23 protein-coding genes and 1 other annotated feature are annotated in these 23,142 nt (G+C 49.7%); of the genes, 7 read left to right on the plus strand and 16 right to left on the minus strand.

What is annotated here, in order from left to right:
* Positions 1-5 precede the first annotated feature (5 nt).
* The 7 genes from DFP97_RS18845 to DFP97_RS18875 all read right to left on the minus strand — a co-directional run bounded on the left by DFP97_RS18845 (position 6) and on the right by DFP97_RS18875 (position 8,210).
* Positions 6-881: an ABC transporter permease subunit gene (locus DFP97_RS18845; RefSeq protein ID WP_114381742.1), complete on the minus strand. Its 876-nt coding sequence runs from the start codon at positions 879-881 to the stop codon at positions 6-8.
* Positions 878-1,834 carry an ABC transporter ATP-binding protein gene (locus DFP97_RS18850; RefSeq protein WP_114381743.1) on the minus strand — a complete coding sequence of 319 codons (957 nt, stop codon included), beginning with the start codon at positions 1,832-1,834 and terminating at the stop codon, positions 878-880. Before DFP97_RS18850 ends, DFP97_RS18845 begins: the two co-directional genes overlap by 4 nt.
* Positions 1,831-2,964 (minus strand): hypothetical protein, encoded by a 1,134-nt coding sequence (locus DFP97_RS18855; protein WP_114381744.1) that lies wholly within the window; start codon positions 2,962-2,964, stop codon positions 1,831-1,833. Before DFP97_RS18855 ends, DFP97_RS18850 begins: the two co-directional genes overlap by 4 nt.
* 20 nt (positions 2,965-2,984) lie before the next feature.
* Positions 2,985-3,512, minus strand: coding sequence for a sigma-70 family RNA polymerase sigma factor (locus tag DFP97_RS18860; RefSeq protein WP_114381745.1), 528 nt, complete (start codon positions 3,510-3,512; stop codon positions 2,985-2,987).
* A 161-nt stretch (positions 3,513-3,673) separates the two neighbouring features.
* Complete coding sequence (locus DFP97_RS18865; protein WP_114381746.1) at positions 3,674-6,166, minus strand: bifunctional diguanylate cyclase/phosphodiesterase; 2,493 nt, start codon at positions 6,164-6,166, stop codon at positions 3,674-3,676.
* Positions 6,167-6,463: 297 nt separating this feature from the next.
* Positions 6,464-7,003 carry a hypothetical protein gene (locus DFP97_RS18870; protein WP_114381747.1) on the minus strand — a complete coding sequence of 180 codons (540 nt, stop codon included), beginning with the start codon at positions 7,001-7,003 and terminating at the stop codon, positions 6,464-6,466.
* Between the two features lie 142 nt (positions 7,004-7,145).
* Positions 7,146-8,210: a CobW family GTP-binding protein gene (locus DFP97_RS18875; protein ID WP_114381748.1), complete on the minus strand. Its 1,065-nt coding sequence runs from the start codon at positions 8,208-8,210 to the stop codon at positions 7,146-7,148.
* 234 nt (positions 8,211-8,444) lie between these two features.
* Here DFP97_RS18875 and DFP97_RS18880 point away from each other — a divergent pair, with 234 nt between their 5' ends.
* Genes DFP97_RS18880 through DFP97_RS18895 form a run of 4 tightly spaced genes read left to right on the plus strand, consistent with a single transcriptional unit; the run spans position 8,445 to position 12,356 of the window.
* A complete protein-coding gene (locus DFP97_RS18880; RefSeq protein WP_114381749.1) occupies positions 8,445-9,104 on the plus strand; it encodes a helix-turn-helix transcriptional regulator in 660 nt (219 codons plus the stop codon).
* Positions 9,101-10,243 (plus strand): alanine racemase, encoded by a 1,143-nt coding sequence (locus tag DFP97_RS18885; RefSeq protein ID WP_114381750.1) that lies wholly within the window; start codon positions 9,101-9,103, stop codon positions 10,241-10,243. Before DFP97_RS18880 ends, DFP97_RS18885 begins: the two co-directional genes overlap by 4 nt.
* A 23-nt stretch (positions 10,244-10,266) precedes the next feature.
* On the plus strand, positions 10,267-11,871 hold the full coding sequence (locus DFP97_RS18890; RefSeq protein WP_114381751.1) for an N-acyl-D-amino-acid deacylase family protein: 1,605 nt from the start codon (positions 10,267-10,269) through the stop codon (positions 11,869-11,871).
* Positions 11,872-11,891: 20 nt separating this feature from the next.
* Entirely contained in the window at positions 11,892-12,356 is a 465-nt protein-coding gene (locus DFP97_RS18895) for a RidA family protein (RefSeq protein ID WP_114381752.1), read from the plus strand.
* A gap of 119 nt (positions 12,357-12,475) precedes the next feature.
* Here DFP97_RS18895 and DFP97_RS18900 read toward each other — a convergent pair whose 3' ends face one another.
* The 3 genes from DFP97_RS18900 to DFP97_RS18905 all read right to left on the minus strand — a co-directional run bounded on the left by DFP97_RS18900 (position 12,476) and on the right by DFP97_RS18905 (position 13,650).
* Entirely contained in the window at positions 12,476-12,679 is a 204-nt protein-coding gene (locus DFP97_RS18900; RefSeq protein ID WP_114381753.1) for a hypothetical protein, read from the minus strand.
* A 203-nt stretch (positions 12,680-12,882) separates the two neighbouring features.
* On the minus strand, positions 12,883-13,047 hold the full coding sequence (locus tag DFP97_RS30815; protein ID WP_181873597.1) for a hypothetical protein: 165 nt from the start codon (positions 13,045-13,047) through the stop codon (positions 12,883-12,885).
* Positions 13,048-13,167: 120 nt separating this feature from the next.
* Positions 13,168-13,650 carry a phage holin family protein gene (locus DFP97_RS18905; RefSeq protein WP_181873580.1) on the minus strand — a complete coding sequence of 161 codons (483 nt, stop codon included), beginning with the start codon at positions 13,648-13,650 and terminating at the stop codon, positions 13,168-13,170.
* A 321-nt stretch (positions 13,651-13,971) separates the two neighbouring features.
* Between DFP97_RS18905 and DFP97_RS18910 the strand changes: the two genes are divergently transcribed.
* Together DFP97_RS18910 and DFP97_RS18915 are read left to right on the plus strand one after the other, a co-directional pair.
* Positions 13,972-14,397, plus strand: coding sequence for a helix-turn-helix domain-containing protein (locus DFP97_RS18910; RefSeq protein ID WP_114381755.1), 426 nt, complete (start codon positions 13,972-13,974; stop codon positions 14,395-14,397).
* Positions 14,398-14,405: 8 nt separating this feature from the next.
* Positions 14,406-14,816 (plus strand): ImmA/IrrE family metallo-endopeptidase, encoded by a 411-nt coding sequence (locus DFP97_RS18915; protein WP_114381756.1) that lies wholly within the window; start codon positions 14,406-14,408, stop codon positions 14,814-14,816.
* 121 nt (positions 14,817-14,937) lie between these two features.
* Here the strand turns inward: DFP97_RS18915 and DFP97_RS18920 are convergent, their stop codons facing one another.
* Both DFP97_RS18920 and tyrS read right to left on the minus strand, forming a co-directional pair.
* On the minus strand, positions 14,938-15,180 hold the full coding sequence (locus tag DFP97_RS18920) for a YolD-like family protein (protein WP_114381757.1): 243 nt from the start codon (positions 15,178-15,180) through the stop codon (positions 14,938-14,940).
* Positions 15,181-15,348: 168 nt separating this feature from the next.
* A complete protein-coding gene (tyrS, locus tag DFP97_RS18925) occupies positions 15,349-16,608 on the minus strand; it encodes a tyrosine--tRNA ligase (RefSeq protein WP_114381758.1) in 1,260 nt (419 codons plus the stop codon).
* A 68-nt stretch (positions 16,609-16,676) separates the two neighbouring features.
* Positions 16,677-16,899 (minus strand) — a binding site (T-box leader).
* Positions 16,900-17,111: 212 nt separating this feature from the next.
* Between tyrS and DFP97_RS18930 the strand changes: the two genes are divergently transcribed.
* Positions 17,112-17,366, plus strand: a complete 255-nt coding sequence (locus DFP97_RS18930; protein WP_147275069.1) for a hypothetical protein — start codon at positions 17,112-17,114, stop codon at positions 17,364-17,366.
* Positions 17,367-17,503: 137 nt separating this feature from the next.
* Here the strand turns inward: DFP97_RS18930 and DFP97_RS18935 are convergent, their stop codons facing one another.
* From DFP97_RS18935 to DFP97_RS18950, 4 genes are read right to left on the minus strand one after another with little or no spacing between them, the layout of a single operon-like run.
* Positions 17,504-18,541, minus strand: coding sequence for a glycoside hydrolase family 18 protein (locus DFP97_RS18935; protein ID WP_114381760.1), 1,038 nt, complete (start codon positions 18,539-18,541; stop codon positions 17,504-17,506).
* Between the two features lie 15 nt (positions 18,542-18,556).
* On the minus strand, positions 18,557-21,181 hold the full coding sequence (locus DFP97_RS18940) for a transglutaminase domain-containing protein (protein WP_114381761.1): 2,625 nt from the start codon (positions 21,179-21,181) through the stop codon (positions 18,557-18,559).
* 6 nt (positions 21,182-21,187) lie between these two features.
* Positions 21,188-22,213: a carbohydrate-binding family 9-like protein gene (locus DFP97_RS18945; protein WP_114381762.1), complete on the minus strand. Its 1,026-nt coding sequence runs from the start codon at positions 22,211-22,213 to the stop codon at positions 21,188-21,190.
* Positions 22,214-22,254: 41 nt separating this feature from the next.
* Positions 22,255-23,133, minus strand: coding sequence for a sugar phosphate isomerase/epimerase family protein (locus tag DFP97_RS18950; protein ID WP_114381763.1), 879 nt, complete (start codon positions 23,131-23,133; stop codon positions 22,255-22,257).
* Positions 23,134-23,142 lie beyond the last annotated feature (9 nt).

Genomic DNA, 23,142 nt, shown 5'->3' on the forward strand with positions numbered 1-23,142 from the left:
ATCGCTCAAAAATCTTTTCGTCTAATAACCAATAAACCTGTTACAAGCATAGCTGCCGTATAGATCGCACTATATAATAAAAATGCATTCGACGGCGCACCGTTAATCGAGAAATAGCTAAGCGATCTGTTGATGTCGAACAAACCAGCCAGCTCTGAAATGGAGAAAAGTTCACTCAGCATCCTTTGCTGCAGAGCGTCTGCCGGCATAGCTGTCTTTATTAATCCAGTGATCGTCTCCAGCGTCTTCTCTCCATCCGATTGCAGCATTCTCCCGTTCATGAGACGCCCAATCGTGCTGCCAAGCCAGCCCATTCCGAACAGCATGGTCATGCCGATTCCGTTGCCTAGCGGACTCAGCCAGCAAGATCCCAGCATCGTCATCGATATGAGCAGCGGAACGACGGAGGCAAACAGCGCAAATGATTTGAGCAGCACGCTTCCATCAATCATAACCCCTGTTTTCATCCAACAAATGATAATAATAGATATAAACAGTATGAGAGCATACAGAACGCCATAGCTTACAAAACCGAGCCATCTGCCTAAATACCATTTCCACCTTGGAAGAGGCCTTGCCAGCACCGATTGCAATACGCCATGCTCGGCTTCACCTGTCACAGCGGCAACCGAACTGAATATCGCCAGAAAAGCGACCGCGAACGCGCCGAAGAAAAAACCAAGCGTCAGCACCATTGCAGCATTAGCGAAGTTTCCAAATAAATCAAAAGTGGATCTGAAATCAACAGGCTCTTGAGTGCCGGCTATAGCACCAGATACGAACCAAAAAGCAATCCAGAACAGGACGGTCATAATGATCGTCATAAGCGTTACGCGCTTGCGAATAAGCTCCTTCCACGTTAAGCCCCAAACCGCGGTCATCTGCGTTCCCCCCTATGCTCAAGGCCTGACACGGCTTGCAAAAACCATTCATCCAATCGCGATTTCGTTTTTCCTACTTCATAAATCGTCAAGCCCAGCTCAATAAGCAAGTAATTAACTAAGCTAATCTGCTCGTCATCCTCAAGCTCTACCTCAAGCCAGACTGATTCGTCAACCGCTGCTGTCCCGCTTTGAATAACTGCATTCACACCAAGCAATTGCTTTATCTTCTCAAGCGCAAACGGAGTATATCCATTGACGCGAATACGCCAGTTCGACTGCATACGCAGCACCTCAGACACCCTGCCTTCTGCCAGCACTTTCCCGTTATTCAATAAAGCAACCTTGTCGCACAGCAGCTCAACATCCTCAAGCAGATGCGAATTGAGAAAAATCGTCTTCCCTTGACTTCTAAGCCTTGCAAGGAGCTCACGTACCTCATGTCTGCCGACCGGGTCAAGAGCTGAAGCCGGCTCGTCCAGGAAAACGATGTCAGGATTGCCAAGCAAGGCGCATGCAAGACCAAGCCGCTGCTGCATTCCCTTGGAATATCCTTTAAGCCGGTCCCGTCCGCGGCTGCCGATTCCGACTTCATCGAGCAGCTGATGAATGCGCCTTTTGGCCATCACGCGATCAAGCTCACACAGCTTAGCGTGGAAAGCTAACACCTCATCACCGGTCAGCCAGTCAGGATAACGAAACAACTCAGGTAAATAGCCCATTCTTCGCCTTGCTTCGATGGTTCCCGAAGCATATCCGAAAATTTGGGCTTTACCTGAGGTTGGCTGAATGAGTCCCGTCAGCATTTTGACAATCGTGCTTTTGCCCGCTCCGTTGGGACCGAGGAAGCCAAAGGCTTCCCCATCCTCAATCGTAAGCGTAACGTCGCGACAGCCGCGTCCGTCCCCGTAATCTTTAGTCAGCCGGTTCGTCTCGATAGCAGGAATCGTCATGAGTGAATCATCTCTGCAATAAGCGATTGTACCTTTTGCGCATCATAGCCATGGAAGCTCGCTGACACAACATACCCATTCTGCAGCCACATTGCAGTTGAGTACTTACTTTGTTCATCCTGCTCGACGTACACCATGGTACCTTCAATGACGACCTTCTCCGGTTCGCCATTAGTTATAAGAGGCAATGGGATTTCGCCCTCCTCCAGACTGGACGCTTGCAAGAGTGATTTGCGTAAATGGTCAGGCAGCGCAGGGAAACGAACGACTGCCTCGAATGCATCCTTTACGTCAACAGAAGGATCCACTTGAATCGTAGGGGCCTCTACATAAGTGACCCATAGGCTTTGTTTGGGGCTGCTTCCTTCGCTCGGATGATAATTAACCTGTACGCCATTACCCGTACTAAATGTTATGGCTTTCCCGTCTACTGAAGCTGGAAGCAGCTTCTCCGCGCCAAGCTTACGCATCGCACCATTTACTTCATCTACATTTAAGCGGAAGGTAAACGACTGTGCGCTCATCGATGAAATATCGACTGTAGTGCTTTCCGCAACATGTATGGACGGAATGTCAAAGCCTATTCGCTGTTTAGCCTGCTCGGGGGAGAGCTGCTCCCAGTTGCCTTCTGACGTTTGCTCGAAATCGCCGAAACGGTTAGACATCTCTAAAGTCTCGCCTTCATGCAAGAAACTCTGCATGAGCGATTCCAAATCATTTTCTTGAACGACCATCACGTTATCCATCCGGAACGTGTTCAGCCAGGAGGCAAGCACCTGATTGGTAGAAGGCGTCGCGATAACGACTGCGATAAGCACTGCGGCGCATGCCGCTGCGGTTTTGCCGGCATTTCTTCTTATCCATCGCCGAGCCGCTCCGTGCTTTGGCGACGTGTACTCTGCCTCAACCGCAGTGCGGAGTCCTTGGATAGGAACGATATTATCATGCTGGCGCAATTGTTCAGCTTCTGCTGCCGGCGCAGCAGCCGCAGCTTCCTTGCTTTCCCCATTTTCCTCCCATTGCTTCCAGATCGGTGAAGCTTCCACTGCCTGCAGCTGCTTCTCCAAGCGCGCCCATGCAGCTGACATTTGCTCTTGTTCTTTCTGATTTAAAGAATCATTGGTTGTCATTTCGTGTTCCTCCTTTTCTTCTATTCATGAGACATCGCACCCTCTGCTTGCAAGGCATGCCGCTTTAGCCGCTCGCCGGCTCTGCGCAGCATCGTACCGACCTGTGGCTGCCGCACCTGAAGCTGCTCCGCAATTTCCGCATAACTGTAACCCTCATATCGCAGCAGCAGCATTTGTTTATCTCTCTCCGGCAAGGATTCCAGCCATCCTTGTACGCGTTCACGCTCATCTAGAGCGATTACCGTCTGCTCGTTCGACTGCACCGCGTGCGGCTGTGCCATTATGTTCTGTTCCTGCTTTTGCGTAATTGCTCGCTCACGCGCTTTCTTATCCATATAATCATAGGCCAGCCTAGTTAATACCCGATGAAGCCAACCTCCAATTGCTTCAGGCTGATCCGGCGGATTGCGGTAAAGCCTTAGAAATGTTTCTTGGGCGAGATCTTCAGCAGCTGCCTCATCCCGAATGAGCGCAAATAACTTGCGTCGAACCGAAGGGTAGTGCTGGTTAAACTGTTGACGAAACAAATCCGGCGCCGAATGTTCCATTCCGTTGTCCTCCTTGCGTTATTTGCTCAAGCTATAAGAAAGACGATGCTTCCTATTATTTTGTAACACCTTCTGCAAAAAAAGTTTAATACATCCTTAATCCTTTTCACATCGGAATATAAAAAAACCGTCTCCGCTGTAAACGGAAGACGGGTATATCCTCAAGCTTGTTCTAAATGTTGTTCCATATACAGCTGGGCAAACTTTGCTGCAGTTACCGGAGGGCTATAAATGTATCCCTGGACGCCGTCGCAATTATGTTCGCGAATGATGCGCATTTCATCCTCTGTCTCGACGCCTTCGGTTACAACCTTTAAATTCAAATTATGTGCGATGACTACGACGGATTTGAATATCATCTGCTTTTTAAAATCGTTCACGATATTATTAATAAACGACTTATCAAGCTTAAGCGTATGCAGCGGAATATTTTGCAAATAGCTCAGCGATGAATAGCCGGTTCCAAAATCGTCCAAAGACAGCTTAATTCCGAGCTGCTGCAGCTCATGCAATATTTTGAGCGTATGCTCGGGATTGTCCATAAAGATCGATTCCGTCAGTTCAAGCTCGATCCGCTCCGGCCGAATGCCGGCACCTGTGATAATTCGTTCAATCGTATAGACAATTTGCTTCTGCTGGAATTGCATCATTGACATATTGACGCTTACGGAAAGCGGCGGCAGTCCCATCCGGTCCCATTCGCGAATCTGCTGGCAAGCGGTATGAAGCACCCACTCGCCGAGCGGAATAATAAATCCGGTCTTCTCGGCCAGCGGTATAAAGTCAAGCGGAGACACCATGCCAAACTCCGGATGTTTCCAACGGATAAGCGCCTCCGCTCCATAAATGGAACCGGTGGCTACCTCAATCTTCGGCTGATAATAGAGCATGAATTGTCCTTGCTCAAGCGCTTTGAACAAGCTGTTCTCGAGCATAAGCTCCTTCTGCGGCACATCGTTCATCGAAGGTATGTATATTTTGCAAGTGTTCCGCTCTTTCTTAGCCACATACATCGCAATATCGGATTCCTTCACAAGCTGATCTCCAATACATGGCGTAAGCTGGTGATGCAGGCTCATTCCAATGCTTGCCGTAATATAGAACAACCGATCCGTCAGCCTAATCGGCTCTGCGATGACCGACAAAATATCATCGGCAACGAGAAGCGCTTGATTCAAATGGCTTACGTTATCAAGCAGTGCGACAAATTCGTCGCCCCCGAACCGGAAAACGATGCCCTTGTCGGCAACCGTTTGTACGATGCGTTCGGCTACCTGCTTCAACAGCTGATCGCCCATCACATGATCGAGCGTATCGTTTATAATTTTGAACCGGTCAAGGTCAATAAACAGCAATGCGATATGACCATCGTTGGAAACACCCGCAGCCGCTTTACTTTCTATATGGCGGCGATAAGCATACCGGTTGGGCAGACCTGTCATTAAGTCGTGCGTCGACTGGTATTCGATAAGCTGCTCGGCTTCCTTGCGGTGCTCAATCATATTGTTAAAGTGATTCGCCATAAATTCAAACTCGTCGTTCGTTTGAATATTCAGCTTCTGTCCTTCATCTCCTATCGCAACAGCGGAGGTCGCTTGGACAACCTTATGAATGTTTACCAAAATAATTTTCCGAACGAGCAGTCCCATCATGATCGTCATGAAAAGAAGGGCTGCTGTTGTTATAACTATCGAATCCTTTAAGCTATTGTAGAAATCGGACAGCATATTTTTCTTCGGGATGACCGTCTCAATGTACCAAGAGGCATTCTTAAACTTAATAGGGTAGAACATACGCAGAACTGTCCCGTTACCGCCGGCATCCGGTGTATATCGAAAATGCGGTGTCGTACCCTTCATCGCTTCCAGCTGGCTGTTGTCTGACCATGCCTTATACGGCTGCATCACCAGCTCCGGATTGCGGCCGTTGGCCAAATAGTTGTTTTTGCCCGTAATAATATTAACGTAACCGCCTAGCGGGCGGGCGTCCTCTATATGCCGCTGCACCAAATCGAGGGATATGTCGGCTCCTACTATTCCCAAAAAATGGCCCTGTTCATCCAAAATAGGCAGCACGAGCGATGTCATCAGAAACGGACTACCGTCAATTTCATACGAATACGGCTCTATCAACGAAAATGCTTTTGTACGCTTCGGAATTTGATAATAGCTTCCCTTTGTCTCATCCTCATAATGCTTTACCGCATGAACCTGAGTGTAGCCATCTTTACGAATCACATATGGGATGAAGCGGCCCGTATCGTCATCAGAACTATTCTTGTTCCGATAGAGTGCATCCTGACCGTCGAAGGCATTAGGCTCCCACACTGTATAGACACCTAATAATTGAGGATGCTCGTTCAGAATCTGCTTCATTAACCGGACGATGTATTCACGATCCTGCATTTGGTCACTGCGCATTTGCAGCATGGCCGCTTTAAGCGTATCGATCATTGCAATCGTTTGATCCAATGTCTTAGAGAACGGAGATATGTATGCCATAGACTGCGTTTGCGCGAGCAGCTCGCTTTCACGCAGATTCGTATTGTAAAGCTTAACCAGATGAGCTGTTACTAAAATGCCAAATGAAAGAATAATAAGCAGGCCCAGTGAAAGTATTAATTTTTGAGCAATGCTTAGCCTAATCTTTCTCACTTCTCTATCAGCCCCTTGTTGTTAGACAAAGCAAAAAAAACGACATGATCCATCAATTTATGATATGGTTCTAGTATACTTGACGCTTCGCACGGAGCACAATGATAAACATAGTCATTTAATACTATATAATTCGACAAAATCCTACTTTTGGCCTGGTCGATCGATTTCTACTAAAGGATCAATGTCCCTACTCACCAGCAATCGAGGTATTAAAAGTGCTAACGTTCCATGGCTGCAAAAAAAGGCCGTCCCCGGTCAATGACCTTTCGGGACGGCCCCTCTTCGTTTGTTAACTTAAACTTGATTTTGCTTGTCCTTCTGCTGCTTATCGCCGTCGTCTTCACCGGCTTGGTTGTTGTCCTCTAAACGATGGGGACGTCTGCCTTTGCCGCCATGCAGCTTAAACAGCTCTTCGCGCAGCTGCTCAGCTGTTTTGCCCTCTGTCTTAATACCATGCTCTTCGGCTATTTTGCGCAAATGCTCCAGCCGCTTCGCTTTATGCTCCGCTTTGAAAGCTTCCCACTTGTCCTTATTGGCGACCTTCGCTGCTTCTACTTCCTTCTTAAGCTGCTGAGCGGACTTGCCTTCGGTTTGAATGCCAAAGTACGTCGCAATTTCCTTCAGCTTCTCCAGACGGTACACTTCAAAATCTTTGCGTGTCATATGTCCCTTGTGATGCTTATGCTTGCTGTTGCTGTCTTCTTCCGATTGCTTAGGGTTTTCATCTGCTTTTGAAACTTCCGGCAAAGCCGTTACCGATTGCGCGGCCCAGACGGGAGCGACCGACAACAGCACAGCCAGCGCTAACGCTGGGATAAACCATTTTCGAACCATTCACTGCCACACCCTTCTATTGCTATCGTGATGTCAAGGCCCGGCAAGCCTCATCTGGATTATTTTACCCATCCATACACGTGAATAGACATTGCAACAGCAGATTTCGACAAAAAAACTACAGGGAGCTGCCTCTATTGTTTCATTCCTCTGCAGCCTCTGCTTGCTCGAGCAGTTCCAGCTCGCGCAGCAGCCAGTCTTTAGAGAAATGCTCCCCGATAAACACCGCTACATCGTTCACATGCCCTTGCGGTTCAATTTTCATGAAATCAGATTCCCTGTACGCATATTGGAAAAGAAAACGGCTCGGCGTATCCGTAAACGTCATGATTCCCTTCGCGCGATAGATACGGTCCGGCAGCCGCTGCAGCAGCGCCTCAAAAGCTGTGCTGCTTACCGGCTTGCGCCAATAGTGAGTGACAACCATGACATGATCATGCGAATGATGGTGACCGGCAGGGTTATGCTCATCGTACGAGTGTGCATGCGCTTGCCCGTGATCATGCGAGCAGCCGTCACTGGAGCATACATGACCCTCGGCATCCGCAGCTTCACCACCTGAATGCTCATGAGCATTCGCTGCCCGTGCCGCCTCGGCGTCGAGCCAGCTCCAATCGTCAAGCGTGCAGCGAACCGTCGCGATGACCGGCGTATGCGGATTTAAATCCCGCAGCAGCTGCTGCGCTTCTACAAGCTGCTCAGGCTCCAGCTTATCGACCTTATTCAGGAGCAAAACCGTTGCACACCGGATTTGCTCCTGCATCAGCTTGAAGGTGCGGCTTTTTCCCTCGCGGCTGCGCTTCAGAAGCTCCGGTCCGTCGACAACCGTAATGATACTGCGGAGATCAATCGCCTTATACATAGCCGCTTCCGTTACGCCGTCCAGCGTTTCCATCGGGTTGGCCGCGCCCGTCGATTCGATGAATATAACGTCGGGCTGATGCTCGTCAATAAGCATGCTGATCTCCATCCCCAGATCGCCGCGCATCGTGCAGCAGATGCAGCCGCTTAGCATTTCCGCCATCGGCACTTCATCGCTAAGCAGCTGTCCGTCCAAATTGATATCGCCGAGCTCGTTCATAATGACCGCCGGCTTTTTCCCCTGTCCCTTATAGTAATCAAGCAATCTTCCCAGAAGCGTCGTCTTGCCGCTTCCAAGAAAGCCCGACAGTAAATGTACCGGAATGCTTTGTTCTTTGTTGTTCATCGCAGAGTTCTCCCGTTGTTATCGATTTATAATTAGCATTTTAGTAATATCCCTTCTATTATATCGTAATTGTTACGCTCTTTCATCTTTTTAGAAGTGATGCTGCAACGCTGCATGTTACGGATAAAAACAGCCTGGCATACTTTTTTTTAGGTAAACAAAATTTTTGTTTGATTTTTTAGGCGCGTAGTAGTACCATGTGGGCATTAAGGCTGCAAGGAAAGCGGGAGAGAAATGGAATCGATATCGCAGGAGCTGTCGTTTTTGACAGAGATGGCCGTAGGAATAACCGCGCAGTTCGGAGACAATTGCGAGGTCGTCGTGCATGACTGGTCAAAGCCGGTTGACAGCACGATCGTCATCATCGAGAACGGCCATGTAACAGGACGCAAAGTAGGCGACCCAGGTACGAATCTGGGGCTCGAAATTATGCGGGGCACATCGGAGGGCGGCAACCGGCATAACTATGTAACGCAGACCAAGGACGGGCGCATCCTCCGTTCGACCTCCATGTATGTGAAAAATAACGCTGGCGCCATTATCGGGGCAATGTGCATAAACTTCGACATTACCGACTTGATGGTAGCGGAGAAAACGCTCCAATCGCTGACGGCGAGCGGGCTGCAGCCGGTTCGGGAATCATTCGTCAGCAATGTTAACGATCTGCTCGACACGCTGATTCAAGAGGCTCAAGAAACGGTCGGCAAGCCGCCGGCCCTGATGACCAAGGAAGATAAAATTAAAATCATTCAGCTTCTTGATCAAAAGGGTGCTTTTCTGATCAAAAAATCAGGCGAGAAGGTTTGCGCCTATTTGAGCATTTCAAAGTATACGCTCTATAGCTATCTGGAGGAATCCAAAGCGGCAGACCACGAAGGAGGCGCGGCAGAATGAATGAGAAGTTGAATCCGGATTTGGCTATATGGGGTGCTGGCAGCGGGCTTGAAACGCCTTGCCTCGTCATCGAGAGCAGCGTAGTTGATGCCAACATTGCCGCCATGTCCGAGGTTGCAAAACGTAACGGCGTTCAACTCCGCCCTCATGCGAAAACCCATAAGCTGCCGGAAATGGCTGCAAGGCAAATCGCTGCGGGGGCAGCCGGAATTACCGTTGCGAAAATTTCCGAAGCTGAAGTGATGGCGGAAGGCGGTATTACGGACATCTTCGTTGCTTATCCGCTGGTTGCTGCCTCGAAGATAGAACGGGCTGTACGGCTAAGTCAAGCTGGAGTTCGACTTATCGTTGGGGCTGATAGCCTCGAAGGGGCGAAGCGAATTTCCGATGCTGCTGTGCGAGAAGGCGTAAAGCTCGAGATTAGGCTTGAAATTGAAACAGGACTGCGTCGAACCGGTGTTAGGATAGACGATGCGGTGCAGCTGGCCAAACAGATCGCGGCGCTTGACGGTATTCGGCTTACAGGCATATATACATACCGGGGCGCTATGTATAATGGAACTCCAACGCTCGATTTGCGGGCAGCAGGTCATGAGGAGGGTCTTATAATGGCTAGTGTCGCGACAGTTTTGCGAAGCGAAGGACTTGCCATTCAAGACGTAAGCGTCGGCTCCACACCGACGGCCGCATACGCGGCCGAAGTAGGTGGAGTGACGGAAATTCGGCCCGGCACTTATATTTACCAAGATCGTATGCAAGCTGCTTTCGGCGTTAGTACGATCGATGACTGTGCCGGAGCGGTGATGGCAACGGTTATCAGCCGTCCATCAGACGATTTAATCGTCATCGACGGCGGCAGCAAGACGTTTGCCACCGACGTACAACCGGGTACCTCTCCGTTTTACCTCCAAGGCTTCGGTCATATTGTCGGAGCTCCCGATGCCGTATTGGAGCGAATGACTGAAGAGCATGGCATGATTCGTGTGCGGACGGATGCTGTGTATCGGGTAGGCGATGTCATTCGCATCATCCCTAATCACATTTGCAGCACAGTCAACTTGCACAGCTTCGTATACATTGCAGACGCTGCAGGGCAGCTGCGCAAGGCAGCAGTCGCTGCCCGCGGCATGCTGGAATAATGACAAGGAGGTACCCCTCATTCATGCTCGATCTCATTTTTAAAAATGGTAAAATCGTTGACGGCAGCGGCAATCCTTGGTTTCAGGGCGATATTGGCGTGAAGGACGGGATTATCGCAGCCATCGGCCGCGTCGACCAAGAGGCTGCTCTCGTAATTGATGTCGGGCGCCAAGTGATAGCTCCCGGCTTTATCGACGGGCATTGCCACTCCGACTTAATGATTATCGATCATCCATACAGTGAGATTAAACTTCAACAAGGCGTTACGGCGGAGGTTGTCGGTAACTGCGGGCTCGCTCCCGCTCCGTTCGTCCGGAATAAAGCTGAGCTGCTTCAGACATACGTGCAGCCCGTACTCGGCAGCACGAGCTGGGAGTGGCCATGGGAAACCGTCGGTCAATATATGGATTTCATCAGCCGATCGAATCCGTCCGGGCATATCGCTGCTTATGTTGCGCATGGCGCCCTGCGCATCGCGGTGATGGGCTTTGAGAACCGTCCTGCAACAACTGCTGAGATTGCACGGATGAAGGAGCTTCTGGAAGAAGGACTTCGTGCAGGAGCAATCGGTTTATCGATTGGACTTCTCTATGCCCCGGGCAGCTACACGTCACGTGAAGAGCTAGCCGAGCTGTGCAGCGTACTGCCGAAGTATAACGGTCTGCTTTCTACTCACATTCGCGGTGAAGGCAACAGCCTGCTTCCCTCTGTCGCTGAAGTTATTTGGATCGCCGAGCGTACTGGCATTTCACTGCATATCAGCCATTTGAAAGCGGCCGGCCGTGCCAATTGGGGCAAGGCACTTGATGCGCTTGAGCTTGTGGAAGCAGCGCGTGCCCGCGGCATGGACGTAACGGTCGATGTTTACCCTTATGCCGCAGGATCGACGACATTGACGACCGTTCTGCCTCCTTGGGTACTCGAGGGCGGCATTGAAGCAACGCTTGAAGCCTTCCGTGATAAGAGCCAACGCGCCAAAATCAAAGAGGAGCTCAGCCATGAGCAGGATACTTGGGACAATCTCGTTTGCTCAACCGGCTGGTCAAGCATTATCATTTCGGCCATTCAGTCGGGTGCGAACAAAGTGCTTGAAGGGAAGTCGATTGCCGAAGCCGCGGAGCTTCGGGGGCAGCATCCTGTCGATTGCATGATGGATTTGCTGCTGGAAGAGAACGGTCAGATCGCTATCGTCTATTTTCACATGTCGGATGACGATGTGAAGCAGGTCGTCAGCTACGAAAAATCGCTGATCGCCTCCGACAGTCTAAACTGTGAGACAGGTAAGCCGCATCCCCGAACGTTCGGAACTTTCCCTCGCGTCTTGGCCAAATATGTGCGCGATGAGAAGGTGTTATCGTTAGAGCAAGCGGTTCGCAAGCTGACCTCGTTCCCTGCGCAGCGCTTCAAGCTCGGTAAGCGCGGCCTGCTTGTTCCCGGTTATGCTGCCGACATAACCGTATTCGATCCGGCTGCAATCCAGGATACGGCAACCTTCGAAGCGCCGCGCCAATATCCGAAGGGCATCTCGCATGTCATCGTCGCCGGGCAGCTCACGATGCAGTTCGGCACCCACACGCACAAGCGTGAAGGACAACTCATCCGAGCTCATCACTGCTGCTCGCATTAAACTTAAGGAGTGATATTATTATGTCTATCATTGAGAAACGTCTTGCCGGGCTCGGCATTACACTGCCTGAGACGACAGCACCAAAGTTCTCCTACATTCCCGTGAACCAAACCGGCAACCTCATCTATACATCAGGCTTCGACTGCCGTATCGATGGCATTCTTATGTTCGAGGGCAAGGTCGGATCTGATCTTACGATTGAACAAGGTCAACAAGCCGCCCGCCAGGTGGTGATCAATTTGCTTGCGGCAATGAAAGCTCATTTGGGAGATTTGGATCGCGTCGTGAAAATCGTCAAAATTCTCGGCTTCATCAACAGCGCCCCAGGCTTCGGGGATCAGCCTTATGTACTTAACGGAGCTTCGGATCTGCTCATTCAAGTATTCGGCGAAAACGGCCGCCACGCAAGGTCCGCTATAGGAACAAGCGACCTGCCCTTCCATACGCCAGTTGAGATTGAGCTTATCGCGGAAGTTAGCGGCTAGGCCAACAGCTAGTCTATCTCGTTTTAAGCCAAATCCCCAAGGCTCAGGCACTTGGGGATTGTCATACTATTTCAGTTAGTGGACACGCATGAATACGATTTACAAGTAAGCTTTGTTGACTAGAACAAGCATGCACGGGCAACGATTACAAGCAAAATGAAAAGAACCAATATAACTCCCACGTTTGTGAATGCTCCGCCAACTTTAGGGCCGCAATATCCAGCACCTGCTACCGGATGATAAGGTCCTACGTTTTCGGCGGCTCCTGCAACCGGATAAGGTCCGTAGTTTCCTGCGCCGGCACCTGCTACTCCATAGCTCATTTGTTCATCTCCTTTTTTGTTTAGGTACAATATCCTATGATTCATTGAGAAACGTGTATAGGCGCTTCAGAAAATTGTGCTCTTGCTCATTTTTCGAAGGCAGCCCGAACCTTGACAAGCTATACCTTTATGAGTAAAGGGAGAGTCTTGCTTTAGTTAGCGGATGCGCTACTGTATTGGTTTACAAGTAAGCCTTGGTAGGACTAAAACAAGCAAGCACACGAGATAATGACTAGTAGAATGAAGAGTACGAGAATACTGCCTACGTTTGTGAATGCTCCGCCAACTACAGGCGCGCAATATCCTGCTCCTGCCACCTGATTAGGTCCGTATTTTCCTGCGCCGGCACCTGCTACTCCATAGCTCATTTGTTCATCTCCTTTATATTAAGGTACAGTATCCTATGATTCAGGACAAAAAGGGTATGGGCAAACGGATAAAATGGACGTTTGACTCAATCTTCATAGCAGGCGAACAGCCCAGAGGCGTTAGCCATTCTTTGACTTCTTTATATCCGCCGCAGTTTCATCGTTTAATTCAGTATCTCCCCCCTCCTTGGAAGGCGCAATGGTCTTCGCTTTTAATTCGTTATCAATGTAATGAATAACAGAGCTTGGAATCCACTTCCCCCACCCTGCACGATAAGCATTTACGGTGAGTGACTGCCACGTCTTATAGATAAGTCCTATCGTAATAGCATAAAAGAACAGGCCTGGCATTCCCAGCATAGAATCCAGCAGCTTCGCAAACATGGGAAGCACCAATAAAAATAAGGTTCGAAGCACTCCGAGCCTGCCATATTCCTGTGAATAACGAGAATCCTTCTGCGATGAAGCCATACCCGTAATCCAATCCAGTATGATTGCAACGAGCAGCAAGGCTAACGGCAGCATTCGATCCTCTCCATAAATGGTATTAATCCAAGGTACTAGAGAAGCTCCAATGTCCGAGCTAAACAATTTGTTATTCATATTTACCATATTCCTACCAGCTTCCTCTCTTAATAGAATCTACTTAGCTGTAACTGCAAAATACTTAATCGTCCGCTATATTCCCCCTCACGCTTTTGATTTTAGGTATTTAAAATACCATTCAAATGCTGTAGAATCGCCGCTATTTGGTATTGACAATACCCACAAAGAAAAATATACTAGCTTTGAAGTAGCGAAAATAGCATCCGGCTCTTTTCCTATCGTCTGCAATAGGCTATCATCTGTTGAATCTCATTGTATTTGGTATTTATAATACCGTCAAGTATTTAAAATACCATATTGATATTGGAGGTAATGGTAATGTCGTTAGGCACACGCATTAAACATTTAAGAACGGAACGGGGATTAACCCAGCAAGACATCGCCTCGCAGCTTGAAATGGGAAGGTCTAATTTCGGGCATATCGAGAACGACCGGGTAACCCCTACCAGCGAGGATTTGCAAAAAATCGCCGATATTTTAAATACAACCACTGATTATTTGCTTGGTCGCGATTTTTCCGGAGCAACAGTTCCGGAATGGGCAACGTATAAAGATAAGCGGGATTTCAAGAAGCTGCTGGAGGAAGACGGGGAAATTATGTTCGATGGCGTGCCATTAAGCCAGACTGACCGCAGGCGCGTCATGGACGTGTTAACAGGACTTTTCTGGGAGGCAAAGCAAATGAATAAGCATAAGAAAAAGCCCGAGCCGACAAACGATGCTCCTGATGATGCCAATGGGTAGGTGTTGCTATGGATAAAATGATTTTAAAGCTCATCCGAAAATTCAAAACCAACGACCCCTATATCATTGCCGAAGGTATTGGTATTCATATACGCTTTGCGGATTTGGGCGAAGGAACGCGCGGCCTTTATTTCAAAAAGCTGCGCAGGCGCTTTATCGTCATCCACGAGAGGCTGCCTGACGATTGGCGCCGGTTCGTGTGTGCCCATGAGCTGGGCCACGATAGGCTGCATCCGGGATTCAACCGTTTTTGGTTAGATGAGCAATCGTTTTTTAATGTGGGAAAATACGAGAGGCAAGCGAGTAAATTTGCCGTTCGGCTGCTTACCGCCGGCGATACGCCTGCTCGCAACGAGACGCTGGAAGAACTCCTTATGCGAAATGGCGTGCCGAAGGAAATGCATATGTTTTATTTTTGAAGGTAGAGGATGTGCAAATGATATAGATGGGGCTGTCCCAAAGGTTATAGACCCTCATTGACAGCCCCTTTTTCTCGTACTAATTTAGGGGATAAATAGGCTACTTGTACTCTCCAGCTGCTTAACCTGGACTTTCTGCTTTCATAATATCTAAAAATGGTACTTTAGTTACGCTTCCCATAAACTCGACATGAACCTTTTTCGTTCTTGAGTCCAGCTCTGTAATGACACCTCTCACTTTTTCTCCCGCTCCCCATACGGTCAGCAGCAGCTCGTTGCCCTCTTGTTTCGCCTCTACAAGTCTTTCACCGAGCTCTTCTAATTCAAATTCATCCCTAGTCGGTCTCTTAGGTCCCTTTGCCACATCATTCGCCTCCTAATCTTGCTTCGTTCAACTCGCTTACTCAATTAAAAAAGAGCTCCGCAAAGAGAGCTCTATCTCGTTATATGAACGGTTTCGCTATACTATTATATCACGCTGTAGTATGGTTGCGATAATGAAAACTGTTAAGCTTTCATTCGTTCCAAATCTCTACGTTAATTTCACGAGGCTGTAGTTTTTCTTGCCTTTGCGGATAATAATAAACCGGCCGCCGATGGCATGCTCAGCCGTTACATTCAGTTCCATATCGCCTACGCGTTCGCCGTTCATCGATATTGCGCCTTTCGTAATATCCTCGCGCGCTTGACGTTTGGAAGGCTCAATGCCGAGATCGACCAGCCAGTCGACGATATTCTTCGTTTCTTTGCCAGCGTGGAAAGTCGGCATTTCCTTGAAGCCTTGCTCGATTTCGTCTGCGGTTAGCGATTTAATATCGCCGCTGAAGAGCGCCGCCGTAATGCGTTTTGCTTGCTCAAGCAGTTCTTCACCGTGAACGAATCTCGTCATTTCTTCTGCCAGCGCCTTTTGCGCATCGCGCTTATGCGGCTCCGATTGCACTTTTTCCGCCAATCCGTCGATTGTCTGCTTCTCCAGGAACGTAAAGTATTTCAAATATTTCACGACATCGCGGTCATCTGTGTTCGCCCAGAACTGGTAAAATTCAAACGGCGTCGTTTTGTTAGAATCAAGCCATATCGCGCCGCCTGCCGTTTTGCCGAACTTCGTACCATCCGCTTTCAGCATAAGCGGAATAGTGAGGCCGAACGCTTTCGCCTCTGCGCCTTCTTTTTTACGAATCAAATCCAGTCCGCTCGTAATATTGCCCCATTGATCGGAACCGCCGATTTGCAGTTGAACATCCTCATGATTGTACAAGTGCAGGAAGTCGAGCGATTGAAGGATTTGGTAAGAGAACTCGGTGTAGGAGATGCCGCTGTCCAGCCTGCTCGATACGACGTCCTTAGCCAGCATCGTATTGATGCTGAAGTTTTTTCCGAAGTCGCGCAAAAAGTCGATCACATTAATTTTATGCGTCCAGTCGTAGTTGTTCACCATGCGAACTTGATTGTCGCCTTCAGTAACAAACAGCTTTTTCATCTGTGCAGTCAGCGCATCGACATTGGCCTGCACCTGCTCCATCGTCTGCAGGGAGCGCTCGGTCTGACGGCCGCTCGGATCGCCGATGGTGCCGGTTGCGCCGCCGATCAGAATGACCGGACGATGTCCGGCAAGCTGGAACCGCTTCAGCACCATGAACGGAATCAAATGTCCGATGTGCATGCTGTCGCCTGTCGGATCAACGCCGCAATAGAGCGATACTGATTTCGTATTCGTTAATTCGCGCAAGCCTTCCGCATCCGTCTGCTGGTTAATCGCGTCGCGCCATTCGAGTTCATCAATAATATTCATAGCAAAACAGCTCCTTTAGCTCATTAATCTCTATGAAATAAAAAAAATCGCCCCTTGTCTATTGTAGACATAGGGACGATCGAATAACCGTGTTACCACCCAGATTGCACCAACAGCCCATAAAGGCGCCGTTCATGCCGCTTTCAGCGAGATATCGTTCGCTACTCCGCTTGGCATTACCCAAGATACTCCCGAGTGTAATTCGCAGTCATTGTGTGTATCAGGTTCCATCAACCCCTGACTTTCTGGAACAGTGACAATTCTGCTACTGAGCTCATTCAACGTATATCAGCTATAAGATTACAGACAGTATAGTCGAACTGTAAAATCATTGTCAAGTAAGCCTTGCCTGAAGCTCCCGTTCTTTCGGGCCAATCTTTCTCGCTTAAACGGGCTTTTTATAGTAAAATGGGACGACGCGACACTATACGATTATGAGGTGCCCCATGTCCATTAGCTTCACTACATCAATAACTAGCCGGTTAAAAAGAGAAATCGCTGAAATGCAAAAGCAAAGCGCTAACGATAAGAGTAAAAAAGAAAAGGCTCTCTCCAAAATAAAGCAGCTGCAAAAAAATATCAAAATGAGCTCCTCCCCCAGTGATCTAAGCAGTAAAATGACGCAAATCACAAAATTAAACGATGAAGTAGCCAGAATTGATGCTTCCCAGGCTGATTTAGCCAAACAGCTGGCTGCTAAGAACGCTGAGCTGAGGCAGCAGCTTGCGAAAATCAAACAGCGGGAAAGCAGTGAATAGGAAGCTTAGAGTACAGAAAGTAATGAAAACATTTTAGCGTCTGAAAAAAGAGACCTTACGCGAGTTCAATGAACTTGTGTGAGGTCTCTCTGTATTTGATTCATGTGCTTTATCCGTAAAAGGAAACAATCAGAGAACTAATCCTTAAGTCCTTTATAAATCGCGTCAAGCAGCCGGTGTGTCCCGTCGCAGCCGTATTCCCAGAACATGATGCCGCCCAGACCGCCACGCTTAACGTAATCGCATTTGTGCTGCAGCGATTGTTCATCGTCGTAGGAGATGAAGCTGGTTCCATTAAAGAGGTACGGCGCCTTCGCTTCGCTGTCCCAGTATCGGATATAATTGTTTTTATCGATGTATTCCGCTGCAAGGGTTGTGAAATCCGGTCCATATCCGCCCGTGCTTCCGGCCATTTGGTGAAGCCCGTTATTGCGGCCCGGAACTTGATTCCAGATCCGGGAGTAAAATGCCGCGCCGATCACGATCTTCTCCTTCGGTAAGCCTGCACGGATAAATAGGTTAACGGATGCGTCCGTACTGATACGAAACAAATCCCCGGTTGGTGTATACAGATTCGTATGGTGCCCCGTCAATATTTGAAACCCTCCGCGCATATCATAGGTCATCAATTGAACAAAATCCAAGTATTGCTGGACTTGGTCCATCTCCGTACCATCTACGTAATACTGGTCAGCACCCGCGGCAATGGTAAGCAAATAATGCCGCCCGTCATACATGCCTTTACGGTTCAATGCTTCGCGAATGGTTTTTAAAAGCAAAGTAAAGTTCGACTTATCATCAGGGCTTGAAGCAATGCCGGCTTCACCATAGCAAGGGTATTCCCAGTCCAGGTCGATTCCGTCGAACGGAAAGCCGGTCAATACGCGAACCGCTGAATCCGCCATGCGGTTTCTCCCCGCTTCGGTAGACGCCGCTTCGGAGAACCCGCCGGCGCCCCAGCCTCCGACGGACAATAGGATAGTAAGCTGAGGATGCTCGCGTTTGATTTTCCGAAGAACATCCATATGCTTCAAATGGTCCGTAGAGATCTCGTCGCTGCGTACATGGCCGAATGCCACATTCAGATGAGTTATTTTCATCAAATCTTCCCGCGTGATGTCAGGAAGCTTGGAATCAACGGCGTAACCCGCCACGATATACTTTTGATTCGTCACCTAGTGCTCACTCCTTTAAGTAGGCTGCTGCCATACGCCGGTAAGAATCTGTAAAGCTTCCTTCCCGGTTCCGATCTTGTATCCTGATGCTGTGTATCGGATCTGGTCTTGGCCGTCCAGCACGAAGAGATGCGGGAATCCCGCTTCATTGGCCGGCGGCTGGGATATAAAGTCCGGCAACGAAGCATAGGTAGAATCCCGAACAAACATGGCGCATGATGGCAGCTTAGTGTAGCTGGAAGCATCGAATGAAGCGGTCCACTCGGAATCGCCGACAACGAGAACGATCGGAGCTCCTAGCTCTGCAAACGGCTCGGCAAGCTCGCTGATTTCACGGATCAAATGCTTGGTCGGCTCCCGTTCCGGTTCCATCCAGGCTACAACCGCTCCGTTCATGCCGATAAGTTCCCCGAGCGTCTTATGGGTTCCGTCCAGCATGGTGACCGGATTGTTCCGGATCATGGACTCAAGCACGGGAATATCGAACATCGCTTCGCGGAATGTCAGCGGAATATCGGTTTGTTCACCTGCGCGTACCGTGAAATAAGTAAAGCGTACCCGTACCGTGCCGTCCTTCAGACGTATGCCCGATGTCATTCGGTAAGAGCCCTGTTCGACCTCGAACGGTTCATCATATACATCCGATTTCCCGTTAGGGTAGAACAGCGTTTTGTAGATTCCGTTCTCCAGCCGGGCAAACGTAAAATTTTCGGAGTACGCGGCTGAGGGAGCGGCTGCTGATGATGCGCTATCCCGAAGGAGCCTCAATGTGCCGTTGTCCTTCTTCTCCGGCTGCAGCATGGTTCCATGCACGAATAACGCATCCTGCCAGCTGCCGATCGCCATATATTGCGGCTTCTGTTCGCTCGGATGCAATCGTGCCGGAATACCTAGGCTGCGGCAGATCGCCACAAACAGGATATCCAGGGAAATCCGGTCTCCCTTCTTGATTTTGAAGGTGCCTGCCGGGTTTCCCTTGCCCTTCAAATTGGGGAGGTCCTCCCATATATCCCACTCCTTATCCAGTCTGCGGACAAGCTCAGAAGGATCTGCCCGGAACGCTGCCGCTTCCTCTTCGGTGAACGTATCTTGGAAGAACCGCTTATAGGGCACGATCATCTCATATAATACACGCGGACAAAGCACGTATTGGACGAATATATCTTCTGGAAGCTCTCCGCGCTGCGATAGGGAGCCGATCAGATGATCGTCAAGCGCGGGTCGGAACGTATCGATAAGGTCCTTCTCGTTCAAGCTCTCCAGCAGCCTCAGCGGCCACTCTCCATATTCGGAGGAGCGTTCCTCAATGAAGGCCGCTATCTCGCGGCTGTTCCCGCGCGCCTTGCGCAGCACATCCCATACCCGCTCCGGCGGAAGACCGGCAGCCCCGGCAAGCTCCATCGCTTTTTCTTCGTCTAGAAACGTATGCTCATAGCTGTTCCGGATCTTCGTTCCTTCTTCGAGGCGGTGATTGTGACGCAGGATTTTCTCCTCGGAAAGCGGTTCGGAAGCCCCTCCGTTAAGGTCCGGCGGAGGAACCATGTCAAATTCAGCAGTTCCGCTTTGCTGCTGCGTATAATCCAGCACGATCTCGAAGCGCTCGCCGTTTGCGACCGAGATCTTCACTTCTCCCCATCGTCCATCCTTTACTGCGCGGATCAACAGATCCCCGAACCCTGTCTTGAATGAAGCCTCACCCTGCCCGTTCGTCGGCAGTATAGCAATCGGGTAAAATTCAGCCATATTGTACAATTCAAAATAAACGTCAGCCCCGCTAACCGGCCGGCTCTGCCCGTCCTTCACAAGCACGGTAATGGTCCGAGTAGGCGCATAGCCTTCTAATAAATTGATTTCTGTGAACCACTCGTCAGCAAGCGTGATGTCCTCAGGTCCCTGGTAATTCGCGAAAATCCGCGTGTTGATCAGCATCGCCCGCCGGGCAGGCGGGCTGAACCAGCCTTGATTCAGACGCGGTTCCGGCTCGCAAGCGCCGATGTAATACCACTTGCCGTCGGCCCATGCTTCCACCCATGCGTGGTTATCGTCACACTGCGCCCAGCGCGGCGTATACACTTGACGGGAAGGAATGCCGATACTGCGAAGCGCGGCAACTGCAAGCGTCGACTCCTCGCCGCAGCGGCCCCGCGCATTCCGGATCATCGTCAGCGGGGAGATCGTCCGCAAATCGCTTCCAATGTAGGCTGCTTTCTCTTGACACCAGTAGTTCGTCTCTAGAATCGCATCCGCCATCGGCAAGAGCGCGGTACGATCAGCCAATTCGCTATACAGAATACCGCGGGAATCCTCGATATCCTCTGTATTTACCCGGTACGGCAGTACAAAATGCAGGAATAGATGATCAGGAACGTTCTTCCCCCAAGGTACCCGTCCCCGGATGTCCAACGTCCGGCGCACATGGCTCAAAAATAATGATCCGTCATAATCAGCCAAATCGTTCACCGGCATATAGGCGAATAAATATTTGAGCGCCCAAGTCTCTTCTTCGGTCAGCCTTTGCTTAAAAATATCGAACAGCTCATGCGCTCTTGCCTGAGCGAGCAGCTGCTTCTGACGGAACTTACGCTCGATAATCTCCATTGCTTCATGATCCAATGAGAAGACGGGGGTCTGCAGATTCATTCGTTTTCACTCCTTCCATAGCTTTCCGTCTTCTCGGATGCAGAAAATGGACTGCCTGTCCGTTGACGGCGTTGAAATCTGAAATAAGCTGCAGGTCGTCTCAATCACAGGTGTAATGCTCCAATGCTCACCGTCATTCATTAATAATTTCGGATCATTGGTAAATTCACCGTGACTAGCGAAGTAATTGCGCTCACGATAATAGAGCTTGCGCAGCTCCCACTTGATGCGTTCATCCGGCGGCAGCTCGAACGATTCCGGCCCGTCCTCACCTGCGAACACGACATAACCCCATAGCTCCGGATAATGCATATTAATAAGCCCCATCGGAGACCATACCCAGTTATCTTCCGGATAAGGCTTCCCCGTATCCGGATTGACGACCTTGCGGTATTCGCCGTTCTGCACCTCTACGCGCCATTCGACGCGGGAGAAATTGACGCGCCAAAACTCCCCCTGCACCGGCGGACGGCCTTCAGCCGCACATTCGCGCAGGCTTTTCCAAGGCATTGCCGCCTCGATGCTCCACTTCCGATTCGCTGCACCCGGCCGGTTCAGCTCGCCGTCAATGTGTACCGCCGTCTGAAGTCCGCTAATATCCCAGCCGTTAACCGGAGGGCCTCCGTCACGGTAGGGCTTGACCAGCAGCAGATCCCAGACGGTATTCAGCGCATTGATTTCGAACTCGTAATATTGATGGGTATCTCCGTCGGGATCAATGAAAATTTCAAAATCATTATCATAGAAAATAACCGAATCCCGTTCCGTCAACGTCGCCCATATCTGATCTTCAATCAATTCCGCCGCGAAATAAAAATATTCATCATCCCACAGCATTTTTACCCGCGTCTGCTTCGCGGGCTTCGGCTTTAGGTCGCCTTCGATATCGACGAAATCGTCCGTCCAGTCTGCCGCTGCCCAGAATGGCTTATCGACACGGCCGTCAAGAACGAGTGTCTCCCTCGCGCGCCCGCATATATAATGTTTGGGAGCGTATTCGATCTTAGGCTCCGGCACTCCGCTTACATTCATCTTATCCCCTCCGGACGTAACTGTATGAATCTATTAAAATCTCAAAGTGAACATTCATCCCAGAAGCGGCGCAAGTTGTCCATTGCGATGCGGGAAGCCGATTTGCATTCTTCCATGCCTTCGAATTCAATGGTGATATATCCGTCGTAACCCGATTCCTTGATGAGCTTTACGATTTTACGGATCTCAATATCCCCATGCCCTACTATAGCTCCGCGCAAATGGTTACCGTTCGACGTCAAGAACCAATCGCCTTCGCCCGGGTGCTGATCATAAGGACGGAAATAAAAATCCTTAAAATGAATGAGCGATGCATAGGGCAAGTTCTTCTTGACGCCGATAATCGGATTCTCGTCCACACACATAAAGTTGCCGATATCCAGCGTCGTCTTGAAATTCGGACGGTCTACCGCATGCAGGACACGCTGTACCCGGTCGCTGGACTGTACGCTGAACCCGTGATTCTCAATCGTCGTCGTTATGCCGTACTGCGATGCATAGTCCGCGATGAGCTGACTGCCCTTCACCATGTGATGCAGATGATCCTCGAACCACTTGATACTCATTTTTTCATGTGGAATGGTAAAAGCGGTAACGTCATGCCGCATATGCTTCATGCCGAGCCGGTTCACAAGATCAACGTGCTGTTTGACCCGAGCCACTTCCTCGTCGAACCATTCATCCGTATCCTGCACGAAATTTGCCGGCATCGAATAGTTGGACAGGGCAATGCCAACTTCCTTCGCTTTCTCCCGGACGGCATCCGCCAGCTCCGGGTTGTCCACCAGGGTATATCCGTAAGGGACGATCTCCATATGCTCCCCGCCGTTATCCGCAATCCAAGCGATGGCATCAAGGATGCCCATCTCTCCGGATTTAATAGCTTTTAATAAACTATAAGAGCTTAATCCAATTTTCATCGTTTATTC

Origin of the sequence: Paenibacillus prosopidis (genome assembly GCF_003337375.1) — a bacterium.
Classification (GTDB): domain Bacteria; phylum Bacillota; class Bacilli; order Paenibacillales; family Paenibacillaceae; genus Pristimantibacillus; species Pristimantibacillus prosopidis.

Bases quoted from the DNA above. Each gene is read 5' to 3' on its own strand.
- DFP97_RS18930 (WP_147275069.1), top strand. From the start codon at position 17,112: ATGCAAAAGCAAAGCGCTAACGATAAGAGTAAAAAAGAAAAGGCTCTC.
- DFP97_RS18915 (WP_114381756.1), top strand. From the start codon at position 14,406: ATGGATAAAATGATTTTAAAGCTCATCCGAAAATTCAAAACCAACGAC.
- DFP97_RS18905 (WP_181873580.1), bottom strand. From the start codon at position 13,650: ATGAATAACAAATTGTTTAGCTCGGACATTGGAGCTTCTCTAGTACCT.
- DFP97_RS18885 (WP_114381750.1), top strand. From the start codon at position 9,101: ATGAATGAGAAGTTGAATCCGGATTTGGCTATATGGGGTGCTGGCAGC.
- DFP97_RS18895 (WP_114381752.1), top strand. From the start codon at position 11,892: ATGTCTATCATTGAGAAACGTCTTGCCGGGCTCGGCATTACACTGCCT.
- DFP97_RS18940 (WP_114381761.1), bottom strand. From the start codon at position 21,181: ATGAATCTGCAGACCCCCGTCTTCTCATTGGATCATGAAGCAATGGAG.
- DFP97_RS18850 (WP_114381743.1), bottom strand. From the start codon at position 1,834: ATGACGATTCCTGCTATCGAGACGAACCGGCTGACTAAAGATTACGGG.
- DFP97_RS18950 (WP_114381763.1), bottom strand. From the start codon at position 23,133: ATGAAAATTGGATTAAGCTCTTATAGTTTATTAAAAGCTATTAAATCC.
- DFP97_RS18900 (WP_114381753.1), bottom strand. From the start codon at position 12,679: ATGAGCTATGGAGTAGCAGGTGCCGGCGCAGGAAACTACGGACCTTAT.
- DFP97_RS18845 (WP_114381742.1), bottom strand. From the start codon at position 881: ATGACCGCGGTTTGGGGCTTAACGTGGAAGGAGCTTATTCGCAAGCGC.
- DFP97_RS30815 (WP_181873597.1), bottom strand. From the start codon at position 13,047: ATGAGCTATGGAGTAGCAGGTGCCGGCGCAGGAAAATACGGACCTAAT.
- DFP97_RS18880 (WP_114381749.1), top strand. From the start codon at position 8,445: ATGGAATCGATATCGCAGGAGCTGTCGTTTTTGACAGAGATGGCCGTA.
- DFP97_RS18945 (WP_114381762.1), bottom strand. From the start codon at position 22,213: ATGAATGTAAGCGGAGTGCCGGAGCCTAAGATCGAATACGCTCCCAAA.
- DFP97_RS18870 (WP_114381747.1), bottom strand. From the start codon at position 7,003: ATGGTTCGAAAATGGTTTATCCCAGCGTTAGCGCTGGCTGTGCTGTTG.
- DFP97_RS18860 (WP_114381745.1), bottom strand. From the start codon at position 3,512: ATGGAACATTCGGCGCCGGATTTGTTTCGTCAACAGTTTAACCAGCAC.
- DFP97_RS18875 (WP_114381748.1), bottom strand. From the start codon at position 8,210: ATGAACAACAAAGAACAAAGCATTCCGGTACATTTACTGTCGGGCTTT.
- DFP97_RS18910 (WP_114381755.1), top strand. From the start codon at position 13,972: ATGTCGTTAGGCACACGCATTAAACATTTAAGAACGGAACGGGGATTA.
- DFP97_RS18890 (WP_114381751.1), top strand. From the start codon at position 10,267: ATGCTCGATCTCATTTTTAAAAATGGTAAAATCGTTGACGGCAGCGGC.
- tyrS (WP_114381758.1), bottom strand. From the start codon at position 16,608: ATGAATATTATTGATGAACTCGAATGGCGCGACGCGATTAACCAGCAG.
- DFP97_RS18855 (WP_114381744.1), bottom strand. From the start codon at position 2,964: ATGACAACCAATGATTCTTTAAATCAGAAAGAACAAGAGCAAATGTCA.